This window comes from Paracoccus sp. IB05 (assembly GCF_016405985.1).
Taxonomy (GTDB): Bacteria; Pseudomonadota; Alphaproteobacteria; order Rhodobacterales; family Rhodobacteraceae; genus Pseudogemmobacter.
In genome coordinates, this window is sequence record NZ_JAEFCF010000008.1 from 74,962 (window position 1) to 100,166 (window position 25,205).

Annotated in this window: 23 protein-coding genes; 10 read left to right on the forward strand and 13 right to left on the reverse strand. The window is 63.3% G+C overall.

Annotation, left to right across the window (positions count from 1 at the left end):
• Positions 1-11: 11 nt before the first annotated feature.
• The 4 genes from pstA to JC607_RS07725 all read right to left on the reverse strand — a co-directional run bounded on the left by pstA (position 12) and on the right by JC607_RS07725 (position 4,609).
• On the reverse strand, positions 12-1,406 hold the full coding sequence (gene pstA / locus JC607_RS07710) for a phosphate ABC transporter permease PstA (protein ID WP_198836359.1): 1,395 nt from the start codon (positions 1,404-1,406) through the stop codon (positions 12-14).
• A complete protein-coding gene (pstC, locus tag JC607_RS07715; protein WP_198836360.1) occupies positions 1,403-2,863 on the reverse strand; it encodes a phosphate ABC transporter permease subunit PstC in 1,461 nt (486 codons plus the stop codon). Before pstC ends, pstA begins: the two co-directional genes overlap by 4 nt.
• 311 nt (positions 2,864-3,174) lie before the next feature.
• Positions 3,175-4,113 carry a ribokinase gene (locus JC607_RS07720; RefSeq protein WP_198836361.1) on the reverse strand — a complete coding sequence of 313 codons (939 nt, stop codon included), beginning with the start codon at positions 4,111-4,113 and terminating at the stop codon, positions 3,175-3,177.
• A gap of 43 nt (positions 4,114-4,156) precedes the next feature.
• Complete coding sequence (locus JC607_RS07725; RefSeq protein WP_198836362.1) at positions 4,157-4,609, reverse strand: RbsD/FucU family protein; 453 nt, start codon at positions 4,607-4,609, stop codon at positions 4,157-4,159.
• A gap of 93 nt (positions 4,610-4,702) precedes the next feature.
• Here JC607_RS07725 and JC607_RS07730 point away from each other — a divergent pair, with 93 nt between their 5' ends.
• A complete protein-coding gene (locus JC607_RS07730) occupies positions 4,703-5,194 on the forward strand; it encodes a GNAT family N-acetyltransferase (RefSeq protein WP_198836363.1) in 492 nt (163 codons plus the stop codon).
• A gap of 55 nt (positions 5,195-5,249) precedes the next feature.
• Here JC607_RS07730 and tpa read toward each other — a convergent pair whose 3' ends face one another.
• A complete protein-coding gene (gene tpa / locus JC607_RS07735; RefSeq protein WP_198836364.1) occupies positions 5,250-6,629 on the reverse strand; it encodes a hypotaurine--pyruvate aminotransferase Tpa in 1,380 nt (459 codons plus the stop codon).
• Positions 6,630-6,868: 239 nt separating this feature from the next.
• Here tpa and JC607_RS07740 point away from each other — a divergent pair, with 239 nt between their 5' ends.
• The 8 genes from JC607_RS07740 to JC607_RS07780 all read left to right on the forward strand — a co-directional run bounded on the left by JC607_RS07740 (position 6,869) and on the right by JC607_RS07780 (position 13,432).
• Positions 6,869-7,333 carry an STAS domain-containing protein gene (locus JC607_RS07740; RefSeq protein WP_198836365.1) on the forward strand — a complete coding sequence of 155 codons (465 nt, stop codon included), beginning with the start codon at positions 6,869-6,871 and terminating at the stop codon, positions 7,331-7,333.
• On the forward strand, positions 7,330-7,731 hold the full coding sequence (locus JC607_RS07745; protein WP_198836366.1) for a response regulator: 402 nt from the start codon (positions 7,330-7,332) through the stop codon (positions 7,729-7,731). The genes JC607_RS07740 and JC607_RS07745 overlap by 4 nt, the downstream gene beginning before the upstream one ends.
• Before the next feature lie 2 nt (positions 7,732-7,733).
• A complete protein-coding gene (locus tag JC607_RS07755; protein WP_233092748.1) occupies positions 7,734-10,211 on the forward strand; it encodes a chemotaxis protein CheA in 2,478 nt (825 codons plus the stop codon).
• Complete coding sequence (locus JC607_RS07760; protein ID WP_198836367.1) at positions 10,198-10,662, forward strand: chemotaxis protein CheW; 465 nt, start codon at positions 10,198-10,200, stop codon at positions 10,660-10,662. Before JC607_RS07755 ends, JC607_RS07760 begins: the two co-directional genes overlap by 14 nt.
• Entirely contained in the window at positions 10,638-11,534 is an 897-nt protein-coding gene (locus tag JC607_RS07765) for a protein-glutamate O-methyltransferase CheR (RefSeq protein WP_233092749.1), read from the forward strand. The genes JC607_RS07760 and JC607_RS07765 overlap by 25 nt, the downstream gene beginning before the upstream one ends.
• A 4-nt stretch (positions 11,535-11,538) precedes the next feature.
• Positions 11,539-11,925, forward strand: a complete 387-nt coding sequence (locus JC607_RS07770; protein WP_092897272.1) for a response regulator — start codon at positions 11,539-11,541, stop codon at positions 11,923-11,925.
• Positions 11,926-11,987: 62 nt separating this feature from the next.
• Positions 11,988-12,299, forward strand: coding sequence for a hypothetical protein (locus JC607_RS07775; RefSeq protein WP_198836368.1), 312 nt, complete (start codon positions 11,988-11,990; stop codon positions 12,297-12,299).
• 128 nt (positions 12,300-12,427) lie between these two features.
• Positions 12,428-13,432, forward strand: a complete 1,005-nt coding sequence (locus JC607_RS07780; protein WP_198836369.1) for a CheB methylesterase domain-containing protein — start codon at positions 12,428-12,430, stop codon at positions 13,430-13,432.
• A gap of 276 nt (positions 13,433-13,708) precedes the next feature.
• Here the strand turns inward: JC607_RS07780 and JC607_RS07785 are convergent, their stop codons facing one another.
• The 6 genes from JC607_RS07785 to JC607_RS07810 form a co-directional block, all read right to left on the reverse strand.
• Positions 13,709-14,425 (reverse strand): alanyl-tRNA editing protein, encoded by a 717-nt coding sequence (locus JC607_RS07785; protein ID WP_198836370.1) that lies wholly within the window; start codon positions 14,423-14,425, stop codon positions 13,709-13,711.
• A 1-nt stretch (position 14,426) separates the two neighbouring features.
• Entirely contained in the window at positions 14,427-16,775 is a 2,349-nt protein-coding gene (locus tag JC607_RS07790; protein WP_198836371.1) for a DUF3772 domain-containing protein, read from the reverse strand.
• 42 nt (positions 16,776-16,817) lie between these two features.
• Positions 16,818-17,852 (reverse strand): cysteine synthase A, encoded by a 1,035-nt coding sequence (locus JC607_RS07795; protein WP_198836372.1) that lies wholly within the window; start codon positions 17,850-17,852, stop codon positions 16,818-16,820.
• Between the two features lie 407 nt (positions 17,853-18,259).
• The gene (locus JC607_RS07800) at positions 18,260-19,660 is read right to left on the reverse strand and encodes an aspartate aminotransferase family protein (protein ID WP_198836373.1); all 1,401 of its coding nucleotides are present in this window, start codon (positions 19,658-19,660) and stop codon (positions 18,260-18,262) included.
• A gap of 140 nt (positions 19,661-19,800) precedes the next feature.
• On the reverse strand, positions 19,801-20,406 hold the full coding sequence (locus tag JC607_RS07805) for a hypothetical protein (RefSeq protein WP_198836374.1): 606 nt from the start codon (positions 20,404-20,406) through the stop codon (positions 19,801-19,803).
• A 277-nt stretch (positions 20,407-20,683) separates the two neighbouring features.
• Entirely contained in the window at positions 20,684-22,294 is a 1,611-nt protein-coding gene (locus JC607_RS07810; RefSeq protein WP_370584770.1) for a helicase HerA-like domain-containing protein, read from the reverse strand.
• Positions 22,295-22,995: 701 nt separating this feature from the next.
• Here JC607_RS07810 and JC607_RS07815 point away from each other — a divergent pair.
• Positions 22,996-23,715 carry an invasion associated locus B family protein gene (locus tag JC607_RS07815; RefSeq protein WP_198836376.1) on the forward strand — a complete coding sequence of 240 codons (720 nt, stop codon included), beginning with the start codon at positions 22,996-22,998 and terminating at the stop codon, positions 23,713-23,715.
• Between the two features lie 5 nt (positions 23,716-23,720).
• On the opposite strand, the gene JC607_RS07820 is transcribed toward JC607_RS07815, so the two are convergent.
• Positions 23,721-24,917 (reverse strand): beta-ketoacyl synthase, encoded by a 1,197-nt coding sequence (locus JC607_RS07820; protein ID WP_198836377.1) that lies wholly within the window; start codon positions 24,915-24,917, stop codon positions 23,721-23,723.
• Positions 24,914-25,204 (reverse strand): acyl carrier protein, encoded by a 291-nt coding sequence (locus tag JC607_RS07825; RefSeq protein WP_198836378.1) that lies wholly within the window; start codon positions 25,202-25,204, stop codon positions 24,914-24,916. Before JC607_RS07825 ends, JC607_RS07820 begins: the two co-directional genes overlap by 4 nt.
• Position 25,205 lies beyond the last annotated feature (1 nt).

Sequence of the window (25,205 nt, forward strand, 5' to 3'; positions counted from 1 at the left end):
CTGTTCGCTGCTTACCAGCGGCGCTCGAACTTGCGGCGCAGGAAGATGGCCGTCAGGTTCATGATGAGAAGGAAGACCAGCAGGACGATGATGGCACCGTTCGACCGTTCGATAAAGGCCGGGTCCGAACGCGAGGCCCAGGAATAGACCTGCACCGGCAGCGCGGTCGCCGGATCCGAAAAACCACCCTCCCAGGGGGCCGACGGATAGTTGGCGACGAAGGCCACCATGCCGATCAGCAGCAAGGGCGCGGTTTCGCCAAGCGCCGAGGCAAGGCCCAGAATGGTGCCGGTCAGGATGCCCGGCATCGCGAGCGGCAGCACATGGTGGAACACGGTCTGCATCTTTGAGGCGCCGATCCCGAGCGCCGCATCGCGGATCGAGGGCGGCACCGCGCGGATCGCCGAACGGGTCGCGATGATGATCGTCGGCAGGGTCTGCAGGCTGAGCACAAGGGCGCCCACAAGCGAGGCCGACATCTTCAGCGCCTCGACGCCCATCTGGCCGCCCATGACGTTGATGAAGATCGCGAGACCCAGGATCCCGTAAACGATCGAAGGGACAGCTGCGAGATTCGCGATATTCACCTCGATCAGGTCGGTCCAGCGGTTCTTCGGCGCGAATTCCTCAAGATAGATCGAGGCCGCCACACCGACCGGCACACACATGATCAGCACCAGAAACATCATATAGGCCGAGCCGAGGATCGCGACACCCAGACCGGCGGTCTCGGGACGGGTGTCCGAGCTGTCGGTATTGGTGACGAAATCCCAGTTCCAGACCGTGGCCAGCATCCCGGCCTCTTTCATCCGGTCCGCGAGATCCAGCTGCCCGAGGGTGACATTCGAGTCGCGCTCTGCGCTTTCGCGGGTGACGCGGCCCTTCATATAGCCGTCGATCCGGCCCCCAAGCACGATGCTCGGCTCAATGGTCTGTCCCACCAGCGCGGGATCGGCAAGCACATCGGCCCGCAGCTCCCCCGCGGCCCCTTTCGAGATCATCTCGGTGATTTCCTTTTGCGGGACATCATCGGTCTTGATCCCATTGGCGGCAAGCGCTGCCAGGAAGGCCTCATTGATGACCTTGTTATAGGTCATCGTGGTCTGTTTCGCGAGATCATCGCGGTTGCGATTGCCGGCAGGGTCGATGACTTCCGCCGAAAGCGTGATCGGGAATGTCGCTTTGGTCTGGAAGAAAGCCGAGGTCCCGTCGCGGAAGATGGTGAAGAGCATCAGGGCAAGGACGGCGAGGCTGAACAGGATCGCCGACAGACCAAGCACCTTGAAGATGCTCTCGGTGCGGTTCCTTGCCTTCATCCGGGCCGACTGGCCGATGATCGAGACCTTCGGCTTACCCGGGGCAGAAGCCGGGCCGCCGACCGGGCCATTTGCGGAAATGTCGCTCATTCGTATTGCTCCCGGTATTTCCGCACAATCCAGACGGCCATCACGTTCAGAAGCAGCGTGATGACGAAAAGCGTCATGCCCAGTGCGAAAGCCACAAGGGTTTCAGGGCTGTTGAAATCGGTATCACCGGTCAGCTGACCGACGATCTTCACCGTCATTGTCGTCATGGCCTCAAAGGGGTTGAGGCTGAGTTTCGCCGCCGCACCGGCGCCCATCACCACGATCATCGTCTCACCGATGGCGCGGCTGGCCCCCATCAGGATCGCGCCTGCGATACCGGGAAGGGCTGCGGGCAGCACGACCTGGCGGATGGTCTCGGATTTGGTCGAGCCAAGGCCGAAAGCCCCGTCCCGCAGGGATTGCGGCACTGCATTGATGATGTCGTCCGACAGCGATGAGATGAAGGGGATGTTCAGAAGACCGATCACGATACCGGCGGTCATCACCGAGGCCGCCGAATTCCCTAAGCCCATCGGCGCCGAGAAGAAGTCGCGCAGGAAGGGGCCAACGGTGATCAGGGCGAAAAGACCGTATACAACCGTCGGGATGCCGGCGATCACTTCGATCATCGGCTTGACCCAGGCGCGGGTGCGGCGCGAGGCATATTCCGCCAGATAGATCGCGGCGAAAAGACCCAGCGGCACCGCGACGAGAAGCGCTATGATGGTGATATAGATCGTGCCCCAGAAGAGCGGGATGAAACCCAGATCCGAGCCGCCACCGAATTTCGGGTTCCAGGTCAGGCCGAAGAAAAAGTCCCCGATCGGATACTGGCTGAAGAAGTTGAAGCTCTCGGACAGAAGCGACCAGATGATGCCGACCGTGGTCAGGATCGCGATCAGCGAGGCCAGCATCAAAAGCCAGAGCACGACCTTCTCGACCCGGTTCCTGGCCCAGAAATCCGGCGCGGTCAGCTTCAGGGCCCAGGCCAGAGCGGCCACGGCGATCAGGAGGATTACGACGGCCCTGACGATCGAGGCCGACGCCACCGTCTCGCGATACTGCTTCGCCGCCGAAAGCACTTCGGGCGAGACCGGGGATGCGAGGGCGACACCGACCGTTCCGAAGAAAGCCCGCAAATCGCCTTCGCTGGCATTCAGCGCGTCAATGTCAGTCTCCGTCAGCGCGCCCTGGTATACCGCATTGTCCAGACCGGCCGCGATTTTACGGACATCCGACATGGCAAGCGTGCTGGAGGTCGAATCTTCCAGCACAGAGGCCGGCAGATGGCTCAGAGCGGCACTCTCGATAAAGAATGGCTGGATCAGAAGCCAGGCGATCAGCGCGAAAAATGCCGGCACAAAGGCCATGATCGCGGCATGCCAGCCATAATAGGCTGGCAGAGAATGGAGTTTCTTCGTCTCACCCCCGGCCAGCGCCAGCGCGCGCTGGCGACCGAGGATGAAACCGGCGGCAGCGAGCACCGCAAGGATCATCAAAAGAGGCAGGACCGTCATGACCACGTCCGTTCGGGTTACAGGAAGCCCTCAGGCGGGCAATTCCCTTCTGCGGCCCTGATGCTTCGATTTTGTAACCCCCGTGTGACAGTTTCGCAAAAACTTGACCGCGTGCAGATTATGCGGCCCAAATCTCTCCTGCTGTGTCACAGGGTCAAAGCAAAAAAGGGGGCGCTGCCCCCCACGCGCATACGCGCTCCCCCCGGGATATTTAGAGACAGAAAATATGAAAACGAGCCATCATTTTCTGTCTTCTAAATATCCCCGCCGGAGGCTTCCGCACCTGGCCGCAGGCGGGCCATGAAACAGCCTCAGCCCCGGGCCAGAAGAGCGTCGATCTCTGCGCGCCTGGCCATGGCAGAGGCGGCCCCTGCGCGGGTGACGCTGAGGCCGGCGGTTGCATTGCCGAATCGCAATGCGGCCGGGATCGCCATACCTTCAGACAATGCGACGGCGAAGCCGCCGTTGAACGCATCTCCGGCGCCGGTGGTTTCCACCACCGGGCCTGCACTGATGACCGGGATATGCAGCTGGGTTTTGCTGTCACGGTAGAGGACGCCATTCGCGCCCAGCGTCACCACCACCGCTCCGACCCCGCGTGCCAGCAGCGCGTCTGCGGCTGCAACGGCAGAGGTGATATCGGTGACCGGGATACCGGTCAGAATCTCGGCCTCGGATTCGTTCGGGGTGAGAAAATCGCAAAGCGCCAGCAGCGCGTCATCAAGCTCTGCCGCCGGGGCCGGGTTGAGGATCGTGGTCACGCCGGCTTCGCGCGCGAGGCGCAGCCCGGTCCGCGCCGCTTCGATCGGTTGTTCGAGCTGCGTGATAAAAACGCCGGCGCCCCGGATCAGCTCTGCCCGCGCCTCAAGATCCACGGGCGTGATCCGCCCCCCGGCCCCTGCGGCAACGATGATCGCATTATTGCCGGTCGCCGCTTCGATGAAGATGAAGGCCGAGCCGGTATGGCTTGCCGCATCTTCGGTGACTTCGGGGGTCACGCCCGCATCGGACCAGACCGCCCGCGCCATTTTCGCGAAATCGTCGCGCCCGAGCCGGGTGATGATATGGGCGGCACCGCCCGGCCCGGCGGCTTTTGCCGCCGCCACCGCCTGGTTCGACCCTTTGCCGCCCGGCTCCAGCTTGAAATCCTCGCCCATCACCGTCTCGCCGATCTTTGGCTGACGTTTGGCACGGTAGACCGCATCGGCATTGAAAATGCCAAGCACCACCACAGGTTTGACTGCACTCATCATCAGCTCCGGTCTTGAAGGTCAGGCGTCTGTCAGGCGTCCATCAGGCTTCGGGCGCGATCACGCCCTTGCGCAACATGAAACAGCCGTAGAACCGGCGCTCGCCGGTCACCACAACCGCATAGGCCTGTTTCGCGAGATCGTAAAAGGCGAAACGGTCAATCCCCGGCAGCGGGCGGGCGCGGCCCTCGGCGCGGTCGATCTCGGCCTGGACCTCTGCCTGGACCTCGGGGCGGGCGTCAGCGTCACCGACAACCTCCATCCGGCCCGCGAAATCCGGCACGAAATCATCCAGCGGCATCACCGAGAGGATCGCATTCGCCGCCTCGGCCGCCGTCAGGTTCTCCATCATGAGAGGCCGGCCCAGCACGGTCTCTTTCGCCACCGAATAAGCGGGGAAATTCGTGTCGACGAGGATCAGCATATCGCCATGTCCCATCGCGCGCAGTGTGCCCAGCACATCGGCATTCAGCCGGTGGTCAATTCCCTTGAGCATCCATATTCTCCCTGAACCTGCGGCGAAGATATGTCGCCGGGGCGGCGGCGTCCAGAACCCCGCTCAGCCAGAATCCCGCCCGGGAGGAAACCGATGCAGATCCGCGATGAGAGACGTGAGGACGAGGAGCACATCGCTGCCCTGATCACCGCAGCCTTTCTGGAGGCGCCGCACAGGGATGGCAATGAGGCCGGCCTCTTCAGCGGTTTGCGCGCGGCGCAGGCGCTGCTGCTGTCGCTGGTCGCGGAAGAGGACGGCCAGCTGATCGGCCATATCGCGGCCTCGCCCTGCCGGATCGGGGGGCAAAGCGGGTATGCGCTGATTGCGCCCGTCTCAGTCCTGCCTTCCCGCCAGGGTCAGAGCATCGGTTCCGCCCTGATGCAGGCCGCGCTGCAACGGCTGGAGGCGGCGCGTGTTCCCGGCGCGGCGCTGGTCGGCGATCCGCTCTATTATCAGCGCTTTGGCTTTGCGGCGCGCGCGGGTCTCGGCTGTGCCGGGATCCCGTCGGATTATGTCCTCTCACGCGGGCTGACCGGCGCCGCACCGGTGGGAGAGCTGGATCTCCACCCGGTCTTTACCGGTTGAAACGCGAAAGGGCCGCGAGGTTTCCCCGCAGCCCCTGATGTCACCTGAAACGGGATCAGCCGAAGACGCGGGTCAGGGCGACGTCGATGGCCCCGGTGATCTCGTCGATATTGTCCGGCGTCGCGATCAGCGCCGGTGCAAGGCAGAGCGTGTTGTTGAACCCCGGGAGCGAGCGGTTCGTGACCCCGATGATCACACCCTGCGCACCGCATTCCGCCACAACCTGGGCCGCGAGCTTCTCGGCCACCGGTTCTTTGGTGCCGCGATCCGCCACCAGCTCGGCGCCCAGGAACAGGCCCTTGCCGCGCACATCGCCGATCACCTTGTGCTTTTCCATCAGCGCCTGCAGGTTCGCGAGGCAACGGTCGCCCATGGCAACGGTATTGCCGATCAGATCCTCGTCCTCGATGATGCGCATATTCTCCAGCGCCGCTGCCGGCCCCGAGGTGCAGCCGCCAAAGGTCGAAATGTCGCGGAAATAGCTCAGCGGATCCGAGGCGTCATCCTTGAACATCTCGAACACGCGCTCGGTGGTGACAGTGCAGGAAATCGCCGCATAGCCCGAGGCGAGGCCCTTCGCCATGGTCACGAAATCGGGCTTCACGCCGTAAAGCTGATAGCCAAACCAGGCGCCGGCGCGGCCCATGCCGCAGACGACCTCGTCGATATGCAGGAGAATATCGTATTTCTTGCAGATTTCCTGCACGCGTTCCCAATAGCCTTTGGGCGGCACGATCACGCCGCCGCCGGCGGTCACCGGTTCCAGAACGATGGCGCCGACAGTGTCCGGGCCTTCGCGCAGGATCACTTCCTCAATGGCATCAGCGGCGCGCTCGCCGTAATTCTCGACATCCCATTGCTTGCGGTATTCCAGACAATGCGGCACCCGCACGAAGCCTTCGGGGAACGGCCCGTATTGGCTGGAGCGCTCATCCTGACCACCGCTCGCCAGAGCGGCAATCGTGGTGCCGTGATAGTCGCGGTCGCGGTAGAGGATCTTCCACTTCTTGCCGCCGTGATGACGCGCCGAGATCTGGCGCACCATCTTATAGACCTTCTCATTCGCCTCGGAGCCCGAGTTCGAATAATAGACCCGGGTCAGGCCCGGCATTTTGGTGATCAGCTTTTCGGCAAACAGCGCGCCCGGGACCGTGCCCGCCGCACCGGCGAAATAGTTCATCTTGATCAGCTGGTCGCGCACCGCATTGGCAATGCTCTCGCGACCGTAGCCGACATTCACCGTCCAGACACCGCCCGAGACCGCGTCGATATATTCCTTGCCTTTGGCATCCCAGACCCGGATGCCCTTGCCCTCGACGATCACGCGCGGGTCAGCGGTTTCAAACGCCTTATGCTGCGCCAGATGGTGCCAGACATGGGCGCGGTCGGCTTCGACCACGCGCCCCATATCGTTCATGCCCTGAATGCCTTCCATGGCTCTGCCTTTCCCTGCGAGATCGCCTTCGCCGCGAGTATCGCGGAAATTGCGCCCCGTCATTAGGGCCAGACGCGAAATGGCCCTAAGACCAGACGCCCGATTGCCGGCGGACGTATAAAATCTGCGAAAGATTGGCGAATTTTCGGGCGACTGACCGGGCCGGAACAACCTTTCTTTAAGTTTCAGCAGTCTATCCATGTCCGGATCGGACGTGTTGCAAACAGGGGGCCATGGCCATGCCAGGTTCAGAGCTGCCAATTTCGGGCCTGCCAGAGGTGGCAGGAGCAGATCCGGCTGCGCCAGATTCGGGTGCGCGAAATTCGGGTGTACCAGATGCAGGCTCTCCGTCTTCGGACCCGCCAGATCCGGATCTGCTGGCGTCTGACCTGGCGGGTTCAGAGACCCGCGCGCAATCTGCAAAGCTGGAGCTGGCGGAACGGGCCGATCCGCTGGGCGACCTTTCAATTCTGGCGTTCCTGCGCCGCCATCAGGGCCAGCCGGTCGAGATCGATGCCAGCCGGCTCCGCCTCCCCAATGGGCCCCTGGTCGAAACACTTCTTGTTGCAGCCAGGACCTGGCGTGCCAGGGGGATCGCATTTTCCATAACCGGCCTCGCGCCCGGTCATGTCGAACAGCTGCGCTGGCTGGGCCTCGCCGCCCCCCTCGGCCTTGATCCCGGGGCGGAGGTGCTGCCCGTATGACCCTGCGTATCCTCGCAATTGATGATTCCCTGACCATCCGCACTCTGCTCCGGCAGGCGGTCGAGAATGCCGGCTTCGCCTGCGCCACTGCGAATGATGGCAAAGACGGTGTCGAAATGTTCAGCGAGGTCGATCCCGATGTTGTGATCACCGATATCAATATGCCCCGGCTCGACGGTTTCGGCGTGATCGAGGCCATTCGCACCGGCACACATAATACCCGCGTGCCGATCCTGGTGCTTTCCACCGAAAGCGGCGAGGCACTGAAAGCGCGCGCCCGCGCCGCAGGTGCCACCGGCTGGCTGGTGAAGCCTTTCGAGGATCTGCAACTGATCGCCATCTTGCGCCGTGTCACCGGTTATGCCGGCCCCGGCCATTCCGAACGGGGACAGGCCTGACCATGTCGATGCAATCCATCCGTGACACGTTTTTCGAAGAATGCGAGGATCTGCTTGAGGCGCTGGCCGAAGGTCTCGCCAGGATGGAGACCGGCGAGGCCGACAGTGAATGTCTCAATGCCGTCTTCCGCGCCGTTCATTCGATCAAAGGCGGCGCCGGTGCCTTCGCGCTCTCGGATCTGGTCGCCTTCGCCCATCGGTTCGAGACGGTCCTTGATGAAATCCGCTCTGACCGGCTCGATCTGAGCGACGAGGTCATGCATGTATTGTTGCGGTCGGCAGATCACCTCGCCGACCAGGTCGAGGCCGCGCGCGAAGAACGCAGCATCGATGAAGAGGTCACAGCCGCATTCCTTGTCAATCTTGGCACCTGCCTCGGTGATGCCGGTTTCGAGGCGCCGGCCGCCGATGAAGATTTCGGCTTCAGCGCCATCACGCTGGATTTCGGCGCAAGTCCCGGCCTGCCCGCCTTCGAACTTCCCGACCTCGGATTTGCCGGCCCCGAATTTCCCGTCACGGATCATCCGCGCCCGGATCTGTCCCACCCCGATCCTCGGACCTCTGGCTCCGGGGCGACGGCGGCGCCCGCGCTCGCCGATCTCACGCCGGACAAGAAGACGAGCGCACCGCGCCACCGGATCCGCTTCATTCCCTGGCCTCAGTTTTACAGCAATGGCCATGATCCGCTGGTGTTGATCACAAGCCTCGCAGCCCCCGGCGAGCTCGAGATCAGACCGGATCTCTCCTCCCTGCCGGAATTCGCTGAATTCGACCCGGCAAAGCCCTGTCTTGCATGGGATATTCTGGTTGCAAGCCATCTGCCCGAAGCGACAGTCGAGGCGCATTTCGAATTCGTGCGCGGCCTGTGTGAGCTTTCTGTCGCGCCGGAAATCACGCCTGCACCCGCGCCCGAAAACCCGGCTGTCGCGCTCCCCTGGCCTGCGCCTCTGCCGGAGCCTCTGGTGGAGCCACTGACAATCCAGTCGCGCGCCCCTGAACCAGAGCAAGTCGTCATCTCACCCCCTGCCGGCCCTCCGCCGGATGCGGTGATCGAGACCTCCGCCCTTCCGCCAGAGAAAGACACGCCGAGAGACGCGACTGGCGAAGGCGCCGGCGCCCTTCTCCGGCGTCGTCTTCCGAAAAGCGAGGACGACGCCGAAGGGCGTGGTCCAAAGCCCACATTGCGTGTCGATCTGGAGCGGGTGGACCGGCTGATCAACGCGGTAGGCGAGCTGATCATCAACCAGGCGATGATCGAACAGAGCGTGACCGACCTGTCCCTGCCCGCAGACACAGAAATCATTTCCCATACCGAAGATTACCGCCTGCTCGCGCGCGACCTGCAAGAGGCGGTGATGGCAATCCGTGCCCAGCCGGTGAAACCTCTCTTCCAGCGCATGTCCCGCATCGTCCGCGAGGCGGCTGAAGCAACAGGTAAACCCGCGCATCTCGTCACCATTGGCGAGTCGACCGAAGTCGACAAGACAGTGGTTGAGAGGCTGGCGGATCCGCTGACCCATATGATCCGCAATGCTGTTGATCACGGGCTGGAAAGTGCTGCGGCACGTGTGGCAGCTGGCAAGGATCCTGAAGGCACTATTCGCCTCTCTGCCGCACACCGTTCCGGCAGCGTGATCATCACCATCAGCGACGATGGCGGCGGACTGGACCGCAACCGCATCCTCGCAAAAGCAATCTCACGCGGGCTGGTGGCAGAGGGCGCCGAACTGAGTGATGCAGAGATTGATAACCTCTTGTTCCTGCCTGGTTTTTCTACGGCCGAGAAAATCTCGAATCTCTCGGGGCGGGGGGTTGGCCTTGACGTGGTGAAGAACGCTGTCGGGGCCCTTGGCGGTCGGATTGCGATCAGCTCGACCCTCGGCAGCGGCTCCGAATTTACCATTTCACTGCCCCTGACCCTTGCCGTGATGGATGGCATGGTCATCTCCGTAGCCGGGCAAACCATGGTCATCCCGATCGCGTCGGTGATCGAAACCATCCGCCCGACCGCCGCCGATCTGCATCTCCTTGGAACTTCCGACCGGCTGCTCTCCATCCGTGGCCGCTTTCTGCCCATGATCGACGTCGCCGAATGCCTTGGTTTCGGCCGGCGCGATCCGGCTCAGGCGTCACTTGCACTTCTGGTGGAAACCGATGCCCAGGCCCATTGCGCGCTGATGGTGGACGCGGTGCTGGATCAACGCCAGGTGGTGATCAAGGGCCTCGATTCCAATTACGGCGCCATTCCGGGCGTCTCGGCGGCAACGGTGCTGGGCGACGGTCAGATCGCCCTGATCCTCGATACCGAGGCCCTGACATCGAACATGTCCGGTCTGATCAATGGACGCAACGGCGCAAACTATCTGCCGCCCGCGGCCGGCGCCACAGCGGCCCCGGCCTCTCAGTCCTTCCAGCCGCTGGCCGCGCGGGCCCAGGCCTTGCCCCAGCCCCAAACCGGAGCCCCCCATGCAATCCATTGATCCCGCCAGCCGCCTTGACGCCGAATTCGTCACGTTCTTCGCCGGCGCGCAGAGCTTCTCGCTCGACATCTCCCATGTCCGCGAGATCCGACGCTGGAGCACGGTCACGCCCCTGCCCCATGCGCCGAAAGAGGTTCTTGGCGTGATGAACCTGCGCGGCTCGGTCATCCCGATCTATGATCTCTCGGCCCGCTTCGGCCTTGGCCCCACCCAGGACAATCCGCGCAATGTGGTCGTGGTCGCCACCATCGGCAATCAGACCGTCGGCCTGCTCGTCGAGGCGGTCTCGGAAATCCTCTCGGTTGCCAGAAACCAGATCCAGGAGACACCCGATATCCGCTCTGAAAGCACACGCGCCTCCATCACCGGCATCATCCAGATGGAGGAAGGCATGACCCGGGTGATCGACCTCGAGGCGGTCATTCAATGCAAACCGAAACAGGCAGCATGACCCTGACCGCCCGCCGAACCCTCATCCCCCCGGACCCCGGCAGCAGCGATTTCAGCGATGCCGAATTTCGCCGGGTCGCTGATTATGCACAACGCGAATTCGGCCTCGTCTTACAGGAAAACAAAAAACAGGTTGTCCAGTCGCGGATCACCCGGCTTTTACAGGAGTTTCAGTGCACAGATATCGCCTCCTTCTGTTCAAGACTGGAATCGGGCAATTTCCAGGCCGAACGTGCAGCCTTCGTCACCGCGCTGACCACCAATGTGACCAGCTTCTTCCGTGAAGCGCATCACTTCGACATCTTCGCCGAAAGCCTGTTGAAGCCCAGCCTGTCCGGTCTCAGATCGGGCCAGAGGCTTCGGGCCTGGTCGGCCGGATGCTCTGCCGGCCAGGAACCAGGTTCGGTCGCGATGCGGATCCTTGATCTGCTGCCTGATGCGGCAAAGCTCAATATTCGCATTCTCGCCACAGATATTGACCCGGCCATTATCGCGAAAGCACGCGCTGCGATCTATCCCGAAGAGGAAGCGCGTGGCATCCCGCCCACCTTGCGCAACAGCTTCATCACCACCTGTGCAGCAGGATATTTCTCTCCGGATCCCCGCGTAACAGGCCTGATCCGCTTTGCCGAGCTCAACCTGGTTGGAGACTGGCCGATACGCGGACCATTTGACGCGATTTTTTGCCGCAATGTGGCAATCTATTTCGACAAGCCAACCCAGGCCCGTCTGTGGAGCCGATTTGCAGGTTTGCTGCGCCCGGGCGGACTGCTCTTCATCGGCCATTCCGAACGCGTCTCAGGCCCGGCCATGAACCACCTCGTCAGCGCAGGTATCACCACCTATCGCCGCAGCCAGGACATAAAAGGATGAACCAATGAGTTTGAAAGAAAACCTTCGCGTGATGGTGGTTGACGACATGTCCGTCAGCCGCGCTTTGATCTCGCAATCCCTTGAAGAAATCGGCATCAGACATTTCGCCACGGAATCCGACAGCGGTGCCGTATTGGGCAAGCTCGCAACCAGCCCTGTGCATCTGGTCATATCCGACATGAATATGCCGGGCCTTTCCGGTCTCGATCTGCTCGCCGCCCTGCGCGGCAATACCGCGACGCAGAAGATCGGTTTCATTCTGATCACCGGCACCCCCTCGCCCGAGGTCCTCAAGCGCGGCCAGGAGCTGGGCCTGAACAATCTGATCCGAAAACCGTTCACCGCAGCGACGGTGAAAACCGCAATCGAAAGGGTGGTGGGGCCGCTATGACGCAATCTGGCCCCGCCTGTCCGAAGGTGCAGAGGCAGTATGATCACAATGGCCTCGCTGCAATGCTGACAGCGATATCCCGTGGGCTGTGCGACAGCCGTGATATGCTGTCACGGGTCGAAAAGGCAATTCTCACCACCAATGGGACCGCACCCGCCGGCATGCAGGATATCGACCGTATCGGGCAGCGGCTCGACGATCTGCGACGGCTCCTTGAGGATCTCTCCGCGGCCAGTGGCAATATTCCCTCACCGCTCCCTGCGCCCAAACTGGCCAGGCGCGTCAAACTCGCCGAAATCCGCAGGATCCTTCCGGGCCTTGCCACAGAAATGACCAGCCCTCAGCCGGCACCGGATGATCCGGTTCTGTTCTGAGCGCTCACAAACATGCGGATACCATACGCCATGACCCGCCTGCCAGGACCACGCCTCTCCAGCGCAGGCCACCGCATTTATGGCCGGGGCCGCGCTGTACCCATCCCGATCGCAGCGGGAGGCCGCGCATGAAAAAGCAGAAAGTCATGATTGCCACGGCCCGCGCCATCAGCGGTGCAAGGCTGAGCCGGCGCATCGGGGAACTGCCCGGATATGAGATCTGCGGGCAGGCGCAAGACCTTTCCTCCGCCTATATGCTCAGCGAGAGCCGTGAGCCGGCGCTTGCACTGATCGGAAGCGAACTCACACGATTGGCGGAATTCGAGGGTCTTCTGTCGCTGTTTCGCGTCTTAGAAACTGCCTGGCTGGAGATTCCGGACAGCCTGTCCGGTGAGATCCGCCAGAACGGCAGTGAAGACACAGCCAAAGCAGGCCTCGTACAGTGGCTGGAAAGCGCCAAAAAACAAAGTCCTGTTGCCACTCTTGTGCCCTCGCGCCCAAGTGCAACAGCGGCAGGCAGCGAGGCCGGCGGTGCATTTCTGGCCGACCGCATCATTCTGATCGGCGCCTCCACCGGCGGGATCGATGCACTACTGACGATTCTGTCGACATTTCCCGCGAATTGTCCGCCCTGCGCCATCGTCCAGCATACCGGCGCGGGTTTCTCAGACAGTCTCGTGCGCCTCTTTTCCCGTTGCTGCGCGGCAAAGGTTGTGCCCGCCGCGCCCGGACAGGCCCTGCTTCCCGGCACGGTTGTGATCGGCGCGGGCTGCCCTGGCCATCTGATCGTGAAACACGGCATGCCCCATCTGTGCGACCTGGCTTCAGGACCGCCGGTCTCGGGCCATACACCCTCGGTAGATGTGCTGTTTCAATCCGCGCTCAGCTTTGCGCCTTCGGTCACCGCGGCGCTGCTGACCGGCATGGGGCGTGACGGGGCGGCGGGGCTCCTTGATCTGCGCCGCGCCGGGGCCGTGACTTTCGCCCAGGACGAAGCAAGTTCCACGGTCTATGGTATGCCCCGCGCGGCGGTCGAACTCGGCGCCGCAATGGAGAGCCTGCCGCTGAACCGCATCGCTGGTCAGCTGCTGAGCCATAGCCGCAAACGCCAGCCATTGCCGCTGGCGCGCTGACCCCTCGCATGAACACCCCTTGGCTGCCACGAGGTCTCTGACGGATAATCATATGCAACATCAAAGCTTAGCCGTTCCCCGCAGTTCTGGCCCACCAGGCCGATGACAAGGAAGCGGCGCCGGCTTCGCGTCAGCGAGGTTGTTCAGACCGGCCAGACCCGGCACAGAAAAAAGACGAGGCGGAACCCTCAGCCCGAGAGTCCCTGCGCCGGTTGTTTCCGCAAGCGGTGCAGCGTCCCCGGTGGGAAACCGGCCCTTCACACCGCTGCACCCTCTTCAGTCATCCAGCCGGATGGTGATCCGCCGGTTATTGCGGCCTTTGTTGACGATTTCACCGACGGTCAGCCGCCCGACCTCGCTGATACGTGCGACATGGGTGCCACTGCAGGGCTGGAGATCGATCTGTGCCGCCCCTTCGCCAATACCGACCAGCCGCAACCGGCCATGGCCCTGGGGTGGCCGGACCGAAAGCGTGCGGATCAGCTCCGGCCTTGCCTCAAGCTCCTCTTCGGTGATCCAGCCCGTGGTCACTTTCAGATCGGTATCGATCAGCAGGTTCAGCTGCCCGGTCAGCCGCTGCACATCCGGCAGCGGGTCGGGAATGTCGAAGTCGAGCCGGCTCTTCACAGCGCCGATCTGGCCGCCCGTAACCGGACGCGCCACCACGGCTGCGAGCAGATGCAGCGCCGTATGCATCCGCATATGGCGATACCGCCGGTCCCAGTCGAGACGTTGTACCACCCTTGTTCCCACCGCCGGCAGCGGCTGCGGCAGGCCCGGCACCAGCACAACAGTCCCCCCCTCGTTGCGGGTGGTCGTGCCGATCGGGATCCTGCCTCCCTCCCAGATCAACTGGCCGGAATCGCCAGGCTGGCCGCCGCCGGTCGGGAAAAAAATGGACCGCTCAAGCACGATGCCGCCTTCGGGGGAATGGCCGGTGACAAGCGAATCATAGTGCTGAAGATAGGGCTCGGTCCTGTAATGATGCTGCATCTTACCCCTGCCCGGTGCCGCGCAGCGCCGCCCCGATTTCACCGGCATTCCCAAGCGTGATCTCGGCGCTGGTCGAGGGCATCCTGATCCCCTCGGCAATAAAACGCTGTACGATCATATGGTTGATATCACTGCGCACCGAGCCTTGGAAATTCACATCGCGCAGAATGACCCGGATCTCGAAATTCAGCCCGCCGTTAAACCCTTGCAAAACGATGGTCGGCGCCGGGTTCAGGATCACCATCGGCTGTGCTTCTGCGATCTCGCGCAGAAGCTTTTCGACCCGCCTTGTATCCTCGTTCCAGGCCACGGTCACCGGCACAATCAGCCGTCCGGCAAGACCAAATCGGGTCCAGTTGGTGACGCGCTGGCTGACGAGATCGGCATTTGGCACCACGACGACATTGCGGTCGAAGGTCTGGATGCGGGTCGAGCGCACCGAGATCGTCTTCACGATGCCCTGGGTGGTGCCGACCTCGATCCAGTCGCCCTCGGAAACCGGGCGCTCGATCATCAGGATGATGCCGGAAACGAAGTTCTGCACGATGTTTTGCAGGCCGAAACCGATACCGACCGAAAGCGCCGAAGCGACGATCGCGAGGCCGGAGAGGTCGATCCCGGTGGCATTGATCGCCACCAGCGCCGCAAAGAAGATGCCGACATAGCCGGTCCCCGAGACCAGCGCATTCTGGCCGCCGCGGTCCATCCGGGTGCGCGGCAGAATCGAGTTGCGCAGCGCGCCCTGAAACAGCCGCGTGATCAGGTAGCCGATGACGAAAATCACGGCGAAAAGCAGGAAATCGGAGGGCGAGACCCTGGTGTCGCCCAGCTGAAAGCCTTCGCGGAACCGGGTCCAGATCTCGCTTAAATCCGCGATCCGACTGCCCCAGATCAGCGCGAAAAGCGGAACAGACATCAGCGCGAGCGCAAATCCTGCAAGCACCGGCACAAGGCGTTCATTCTCGGCCTCGGCATCGGCGGCGGGGTAGACCACCGCCCAGATATCAGCGAGCAGCCGTTGCAGGATGATCAGCACCGCCATCAGCCCAAGCGACATGATCGCCGGATAGACCAGCGCCGCGCCGGCCGTCACATATCCGAGGGCCGCAAGCCCCGGGCCCGCAACCGCGATCAGTTTCAGCGCCCGCCCCAGCAGCCCGATCAGTTTTTCGCCGTAGCCGTTCTGTTCGCCCTGGTCCTGGTCCTGGCTCAGCCGCAGGATCCGCCCCATGCGCCACAACAGAATGCCACCACCGGCCAGCATCGGAAAGCTTGCAACCGCCGAGACGGCATCGGGGTAATTCTGCCCGTCCATGGTCAGCCGGCGCAGCACTTCGAGGGACAGCACCACGCCCATCAATGCGGCGAGGATGCGGCCTTCCTGGCGCTGATTGCGCTGCAGCGGCAGGATCGCCTGATCGACATCGACCCGGGGAAACACCCGCGCCGCCAGCCAGAAGGCCACAAAGACCACGCCGCCCAGCACCGGCAGCGACAGCGCCACCTCGCCGGTGATGCGCCCCATAAAGCCGGTGCGGATCAGCGCCGCTGACAGGGTCACCATACCGATCGACGGCACGATGATCTGCCCGAGCGAGGCCAGCAGGCCAAAGATCCGCCGCCGCGCCTCGGTCTTGCCGATGCGGAGCCGGTCGGCAAAAGCCTCGATCCAGGGCCGGGCGAAAAGCGTCGTGGCGACGGTCACCGCCAGCAGCAACAGGATCAGCGGCAGCGCATTCCAGAACTGTGCTCTGGCGCGGCTGTCATGGAGTTTGGTGCTCAGCTCGCTCCAAAGCCGCAGGGCGGTGTCGGTCAGGCCACCCGCCGCTTCGGGCCAGTTGGCCGGGTTCAGCGGCGAGGGCCAGAGCTGCAAAAGCTGATCGGTGTGACGGCTGCGGGCCTTGCCGTCGATCTCGCGGATCAGACCATCAGCGCGGCGGTAAGCCTCTTCTGCGGCAATACCCGGCGCCTGCAACAAAGAAAGCTGCTGGCCAAGATCTTTGCGTTTCTGAGCGATTTCAGGTGCTTCGGTGGTATCTGCGGTCGGGGCCGGGCCAAGTGCGCTGATCTGTTCGCGCACCGTGGCAATGCGGGACGCATTGGTGGTCTGCGCCACGGTGAGTTTGGCACGCCAGTCGACGATAAGGCCGCGCAACTCATCGAGCCGCGCGTCCGTGACGGTGTCAGAGCCCAGTTCGGCCTCAGCGGTGGTCGCAATCTCGCCCCAGGCCGCATAATCAAGCGGCTGGGCCTGGTCATCGCCTTCGGCCCGGACAGGCGCCGGTGCAAGCGCAGCGACGCCAAGCCAGAGCGCCAGCAGGCAGTGCAGAAGGCAAAGTGGCAGCCTCATGCAGGCCGCCTCGCAAAAGACCAGACCGCCACCGCGCCCCCCTCAGAGATCCTGATAGACCGCTGGCAGCGGGCGGTTGCCGCGCGCCAGCCATTCCGGCACCGGCAAGCCCTTATCCCTGAGGAAGGCCGGGTTGAACATCTTAGACTGATAGCGATTGCCGTAATCGCAGAGCACCGTGACAATGGTATGGCCCGGCCCCATTTCCTGAGCCATGCGGATCGCGCCGGCGATATTGATCGCCGAAGATCCGCCAACGCAGAGCCCCTCTTCTGTCAGGAGGTCAAAGGCCAGCGGCAGCGCCTCGGCATCCGGGATCCGCCAGGCCATATCGGGGCGGAAGCCTTCAAGATTGGCGGTGATACGGCCCTGGCCGATGCCTTCGGTGATCGAATTGCCGGGGCTCTCGAACACGCCGCTGGTGTAATAGCTGTAAAGCGCCGCGCCTTCCGGATCAGCAAGACCGATCTTCACGCCTTTGGGCTGGAGCGCCATCGCAACCCCCGCCAGCGTGCCACCCGAGCCGACAGCCGCGACAAAGCCATCCACCTTGCCGCCGGTCTGTTCCCAGATCTCGGGCCCGGTCGTCTCGATATGGGCCTGACGGTTCGCGGTATTGTCGAACTGATTGGCCCAGATCACGCCATTGGCCTCGGTCTTGGCCAGTTCCCCGGCGAGGCGCCCGGAATAGCGGATATAGTTGTTCGGGTTTTTATAGGGCGCCGCCGGCACCTGGACGAGTTCAGCCCCGGCGAGGCGGATCATGTCTTTCTTTTCCTGGCTCTGCGTCTCGGGGATCACGATCACCGTGCGAAAGCCCAGCGAATTCCCGACCAGCGCAAGGCCGATGCCGGTATTCCCTGCCGTGCCTTCGACAATGGTGCCGCCGGGCTGCAAGAGGCCCTTCGCCACCGCGTCGCGGATGATATACAGCGCTGCCCGGTCCTTGACCGACTGGCCCGGGTTCATGAATTCGCATTTCCCAAGGATGGTGCAGCCGGTCAGCTCTGACGCCTTCTTCAGTTTCAGAAGCGGCGTATTGCCGATGATGCCCGCCAGATCGCTGTGAATTCGCATGGGTCTTTCCCCCGGGGTCTTTCTCCGGGCGCCATGCCCGCTTTCATGGTTCAGGTGTAAAAGCGCGGGCGCTCAAACTCAAGTCACCCGCGCGTCGGACAAAGCGTGAAGCAGGCCGGATATTCCATATTTCGCCGATCCCGGGCACCAGCCTCGCATGGTGTCCCCTGTAGGGCCGGGGGTTCTCCTTAAATCTCCACAATCTTAAGAGAAATTTTCTGCATCTCCTGGCCCGACCTGCGGCTGCAAGATCGCAGACCGGCCGGCTCACCACAGTCTGTTCCTGGCCTGGAAGAACGGCCTGATTTCCCAGGCAGCGCAGCTGCGGGCAGCCTGACCGCCAACTGCCAAAAGCGCATGAAAAAAGGCGGGCCAGCCGGCCCGCCTTCCTTGCCCTTACCAGGCGATCAGCCCGCTTTCGCGACCATAAGCCCGTCTTTTTGCAGACCCGCATAGCATTCATCCAGCGATTTGGTCGCGCGCTGGATCAGCGTGTCAATCTCGGCCGTCGTGATCACCAGCGGCGGCGAGATGATCATGCGGTCGCCGACATGGCGCATCACCAGATCATTGGCAAAGCAACGCTCGCGCGCCCGCAGACCGACGGTGCCCTCTTCCGCAGCAAAGCGCGCCCGGCTCGCCTTGTCCGGCGTCAGCACCAGCGAGCCCATCAGGCCGACAAGTTTCGTCTCGCCCACCAGCGGGTGATCGGCCAGCGCCGCCCAGCGTTCCGCCAGATAGGGGTTGGCGACGTTCTGCACATGCTCGACCACATTCTCGTCTTGCATGATGCGCAGGTTTTCCAGCGCGACAGCCGCTGCAACCGGATGGCCCGAATAGGTATAGCCATGATTGAAATCGCCGCCCGAGCCAACGACCTCGGCCACGTCATCCGAAACGATCGAGCCGCCGATCGGCGCATAGCCCGATGAGAGGCCCTTGGCGACGGTCATGATGTCGGGCCTGATGTCAAAGGTCTGGCTGCCGAACCAGTTTCCGGTGCGGCCAAAGCCGGTGATCACTTCATCAACGATCAGCAGGATGTTGTATTTCTTGCAGATTCGCTGAATTTCCGGCCAGTAGGTTTTCGGCGGAATGATCACGCCACCCGCGCCCTGCACCGGCTCGCCGATGAAAGCGGCAACCTTGTCGGCGCCGATCTCATTGATCTTCGCTTCCAGCTCCTGCGCCCGGGCAAGGCCGAAGGCGTCTTCGTCCTGGTCACCACCCTCACCCCACCAATAGGGCTGATTGATATGCTCAACCCCCGAGATCTTGCCGCCATGGGCATGGATCGGCTTCATGCCGCCAAGGCTGCCGCCGCCCATGGTCGAGCCGTGATAGCCATTCCAGCGCGCGATGATCACCTGCTTTTCCGGCTGACCCTTGACCTGCCAGTAGCGGCGGACAAGGCGGATATTGGTGTCATTGGCCTCGGATCCCGAGCCGGCAAAGAACACATGGTTCAGATCGCCCGGCGCCAGTTCCGCAAGTTTTGCCGCCAGCGCAATCGCCGGCACATGCGTCGTCTGGAAGAAGGTGTTGTAATAGGGCAGCTCCATCATCTGACGCGCCGCAACCTCACCCAGTTCCTTGCGGCCATAGCCGATATTGACGCACCAAAGGCCCGCCATCCCGTCCAGAATGCGATGCCCTTCCGAATCCGTCAGCCAGCAGCCCTCGCCGCGCAGGATCACCCGCGCGCCTTTTTTCGCCAGCGCCGCCTTATCGGTGAAAGGGTGGAAGTGATGCGCCGCGTCGAGCTTTTGCAGCTCGGCCGTGGGCGTGTTGTTGTTGATCATATTCATGGTGACCACCCTTTCCGTCAGGAAGAATCAGCAGGCGCCTGGCGCCTTCGCCTGGCAGGATAGGAGCAATCCTGACCGGCTTCAAGAAATTTGATCAAATTATTTCCGGCTACCCCGCAGCCCCCGGAACAGGACTGACCTCAGCCAGCCTCGCCAGACCGGCTGCACCAGCCACGCTCAAAAGCCGCGGCCTCGCCCCAGCCACTCGCATTCAGCGCCTCGTGATCCAGGGGCGGCAGGTTGCGCATCTTGCCATTCTCGACCACATGGCCAGCCAGCGTGTCGACCACACATTGCGTCTCTTCGGCCGGGCCATCGAAACCCTGGAAAGAGGCCTCCAGCGCATAGCCGACAATCGTATACTGAAAGTCGATATAGCGGATCTCAACGACCTCGCGCCCCTCGCCCTCCTCATCGGCGAATTCGGTGATCACCTGCAGCGTGCTGCCATCCGGGGTCTCGACCACGTCCAGCCGCTGCGAGGTCGCAAAGGCCGCAACGGCGAAATCGGCGACGTCCAGCTCTGGCGCGTCACTGCGATCCGGCACCGCCCCCATGCCGTTCCAGATTTTCAGCGCCGCCAGATCAGCCTGGGTCTCCAGCTGCGCGCGGAACCAGAAGCCATCGCCCGCAGCACCAGCCCAGTTGCCGGTCACCTCATTGCCCAATTCCCGCGCCAGACCGGGAAGCGCCGGGAGCGATATCCCGACCGCCGCCATCATCGCCAGAGCTTTAGCTTGCCGCATTGCCGACCTCCTGAACACGTGATTGCCAAGCAATAGGCCGGGCCAGGCGGCAAAGCAAAGGTGGAATCCTCCACCTCTGCGCCACAGCTCCGCCCTGGCTGACAGGTCAGCGCCCTGCGGCGCATGGGCGCTCACAAGGCAAATGCGCGGGCCCTGGCAAAGCACAGAATCAAAAGCCCCGCGCCGTTTCCGGCAGGCTTCTGATCCTGGCCCGGATACTCCCGCAGAAGGCATCCCCGGCCAGCCCTCAAGCCAGCCGCCCGAACAGATCCCGACCTCAGCGCTTGCCGAAGATGGTCCCCAGCACGCCACGCACAACGGCCTGGCCGCTCTTGCTGCCCAGCTGGCGCGCAAAGCTCTTGGCGAACGCCTCCCCGACCGAATCCGACCGCGAAGAACTGCTCTTTTTCTTCGGAGCCTCCGCAGTCGTCCCGGAGGGCGCCTCATAACGACGCGAAGAATTCTCGCCGCCATAGCGCCTGCCACGGCTGAACGCTTCACCCTCAGCGCCGTCGGCCAACGCCTCTTCCGAACGTGACGCTTCCGCTGCCGCCTTCCCCGCGCGCGCCCGCAGAATCTCAAACGCGCTTTCGCGGTCAATCTCGGTGTCGTATTTCCCGGCCAGCGGCGAGGCGGCAAAAGCCGCCGCCCTTGCGCTTTCCTCCGCCGGCCCAAGCCGGCTGAAGGGCGGGCGGACCAGGGTGCGCTCGGCCATGCCCGGCACGCCTTTGGCCTCCAGCAGCGAGGTCACCGCCTCGCCGGTGCCGACCTCGCGGATCGCCTCTTCGATCGGAAAGCGCGGATTGGCGCGATAGGTGCGCGCGGCCCGCGCCAGATCGGTCTGGTCCTTGGCGGTGAAGGTGCGCAGCGCATGCTGCACCCGGTTCCCCAGCTGGCCCAGCACGGTATCGGGCACATCGGCCGGATTTTGCGTGATGAAATAGACGCCGACACCCTTTGAGCGGATCAGCCGCGCCACCTGTTCGATCCGCGAAATCAACGCCTTGGGCGCGTCATTGAACAGAAGATGCGCCTCGTCAAAGAAGAAGACGAGCTTCGGCTTATCCGGATCGCCCACCTCCGGCAACGCCTCGAACAGCTCGGACAGGAGCCACAGAAGAAAGGTCGCATAAAGCCGCGTGCTGTTGATCAGCCTGTCGGCAACAAGGATCGAGATCCGCCCCGTCCCGTCGGGATCCACGGTCATGAGATCCGCGAGCTCCAGCGCCGGCTCTCCGAAGAGATGGGTCGCCCCCTCGTTTTCCAGCATCAGGAGCCGGCGCTGGATCGCGCCCACCGATTGCGACGAGACCAGGCCATAGGTTGAGGAGATCCCGGCGGAATTCTCCGCAATAAAGGTCAGAAGCGCGCGCAGATCCTTCATATCGAGAAGCGCGAGCTTCTCGTCATCGGCCAGACGGAAGGCGACATTCATCACGCCTTCCTGCGCCTCGGTCAGCTCCAGCAGCCGCGACAATAGCAGGGGCCCCATCTCGGCCACGGTGGTACGCACCGGATGGCCGCGCTGGCCAAAGAGATCCCAGAACAGCACCGGGAAAGCGCGATAGGCCAGATCAAGGCCGATGGTTTCGGCGCGGCCTGCAAAAGCGGCATGGGTCCTGGCCGCCGGATCGCCCGGCTGGCAGATCCCCGAAAGATCGCCCTTGATATCTGAAAGGAACACCGGCACACCCGCCGCCGCAAAACCCTCGGCCAGCACCTGGAGCGTCACCGTCTTGCCGGTCCCGGTTGCACCGGCGATCAGACCGTGCCGGTTGCCGTATTTCAGCAGCAGCTCCTGCGCGACAGCGTAGCCCTCACCGCCTCCGCCCAGGAAAATCCGGTCCTGCGCTGCGGCGGGTATGGCTGGATCATTCTGTGCTGTCACCGGGTAAACTCCTGTCTCGGGGCCTGCGATCCGGGCTGGCAAAGGGGCCATGCCGTTTCGGATCTGCCGTTTCCGACCTGTACATTGCGGAGCGGACCATAGCCTGTTCCGCCGTCGAAACCAGCTATCTATTTGCGCAGCCGGCCACTGGCAGGACAGCGTCGGGATACGTCGCGGCGCTCCCTCTCCGGCCAGACGCCGCGCCCGGGTTCCGTCTCTATGGAAACCTGGCGGTGACGGCGCAAAATAAGAGAAATCCTGACCAAATGGTTAGATTTTTTTCTCTGTCTCTGGCCGCCAGATGTAACAGATTTCCTGTTGACGCAGTTCAGAAAGCTGCATAGCGTCCCTTTACGTGAAGTCGGCCAGTCCGACAGGGAGCAAATAAATATAAGCGTAAGGGGTCAACCCGGAGCGCATTCAAAGGGCCGGTCACTCCGGCCCTTTGTTTTTTCTGCCCCGCCCATTTCCCGGCGCAGGCCGGTATTCTGGCAGGCGACCAGCGCCCCTGCGCCGGTTCCGGTGCGAAGCTCCCTACCATATCCAGGGTTGCTGCCGCGTTTGCCGGCACGCTTTCCGGCAATAACCCGCCGCTGGTCGCGCAAATGAGACCTGACACTGCCATTTCACCGTGATATTCAGCCTGCGGCAGCCAGGCAAATTTCCACCGGCTACAGTCACCGTTCAAAGGACATGACTATATGTTGAACCCGCGTATCTCGCTTCTCACTCTTGCACTTGCATTCGGCAGCCCCCTTGCCGCGCTTGCCCAGGACACGACAGAGGCGCCCGCTGAAGCAACCGCCGACACCACCGCTCCGGCAGAAGCCACCGGGCAACCGGCCGCGGGCGGCGATCTGTCGATGGGCTCCGAGATCGGTGGTCAGAGCGCGATCTATACCGCCTCTACTCATGAGAAATGGGAGCTGCGCTGCGAGCGCGTCGGCCTCGAAGCCGATCCCTGCCAGCTTTACCAGCTGCTGAAGGATGCGGATGGTTCGCCGGTGGCCGAACTCGCGATCTTCTCGCTGCCCGCAAGTGCCCCCGGCCCGGCAGTTGCCGGCGCGAACTTCATCGCTCCGCTGGAAACCCTGCTGACCGAAGGGATGCAGCTGACGGTCGATACCGCAAAGCCGCGCGCCTATCCCTTCACCGTCTGCACCCAGATCGGATGCGTGGCGCGGATCGGTTTCACCGCCGAAGAAATCGCCGGCTTTAAAAAGGGCGCAACCGCGAAATTCGCGATCTCGCCTTTCGTGGCACCGGATCAGAAAGTCAGCCTCGATGTTTCGCTGAAGGGCTTCACCTCGGGCTATGACGCGATGGTCGCGGCCAATGTGAAAGCCGATGCGGCCGCTGCCGCTGCCGCTGCCGCAGCGCCTGCCCCGGCTCCGGCTCCGGCTCCGGCTGCCGCCGAGTAAGGACCTTACCGGGCCGCGCGCAGCGCAAGCACCGCGTTCAGCCCGCCAAAGGCAAAGGAATTCGACAGCGCCGCGCCCGTCCGGGCGCGGCGTGCTTCATTCGGGACATGGTCAAGGTCACAATCGGGATCGGCGCGGTCCAGCCCCAGCGTCGGCGCGATCACGCCCTGGTCCAGCGCCATCAGGCAGGCAATCAGTTCCAGTGCCCCTGTCGCGCCAATCGCGTGACCATGCGCCGCCTTGGTCGATGAAACCATAAGCCCCGCGGCCGCCCCGAACACTTCACGGATCGCCGCAACCTCATTGCGGTCATTGACCCGGGTGCCGGTGCCATGGGCGTTGATATAGCCGATCTCTTCGGGGGCAAGGCCGGCCTCTGCCAGTGCGGCCCGCATCGCGCCCGCCGCACCGCGGACCGAGGGCACCACAATATCGCCCGCATCCGCCGTCATGCCGAAGCCGGAAATCCCGGCCAATACCGTCGCGCCGCGCGCCCGGGCGCGGGTCTCGTCCTCCAGCACAAAGACCGCCGCCCCCTCGCCCATCACCATGCCATTGCGGCTGGCGGAAAACGGGCGGCACCCGTCAGGTGACAGCACCCTGAGCCCCTCCCAGGCCTTGATGCCGCTGAAACACAGCATCGCCTCGGCGCCCCCCGCCAGCATTGCGGGTGCATGGCCATCGCGGATCAGGCGGAAGGCCTGGCCAATCGCATGGTTTGAGCTGGAACAGGCCGAAGACACTGCGAATGTTGGCCCGGTCAGCCCGTGCCGCATCCCGATATGCGAGGCGGCGGCATTCATCATCAGGCGCGGCACCGTCAGCGGCGGCACCCGGTTCCGGCCGCCCTCGAAGACCGCACGGTAATTCTCTTCCCAGGTGTGGATGCCCCCCGAGGCCGAACCGATCAGCACCCCAGCCCCTTCAGCCGCGCCAGGCCCGGCCATGGCCAGCGCCTCCTCCGCCGCTGCGAGCGCGTAGCGGGTAAAGGGATCGTATAGCGACTGTTCCTGCGGGGACAGGCCCTGATCCCAGGCCCAGCCCCGGATCTGCGCGCCGATGCGGATCGTCAGCCGGTCGGCATCGCGAAATTCCAGCGGCCCGATGCCCGAGCGCCCTGCCGCCAGCGCCGCATAAGTGCCGGGAAGATCATGGGCCAGCGCATTCACCGTTCCCGCGCCGGTGATGACCACCCGCCTCATTCGCGCCCGACCGGTCTTTGCGCCGCGATCAGCGCTTCGATGCCGCGAATGATGCCGCCGATATCCGAGACATCCAGATCCTCCGGTCCGGCCTGATCGGGGTCATTCGGGTTGAAAGGGACCGAGATATCGAACCTTTCCTCGATGGCGAAAATCGCCTCTACCAGGCCCAGGCTGTCAAGGCCGAGATCCTCGGGCCGGTCGCTGTCGCTTATGCCGGCAGGATCGGCCAGTGCCTGGGCGGCGAGGATCGCGATCACCTGGCGCCCTGTCTCGCTGCGGCTCATC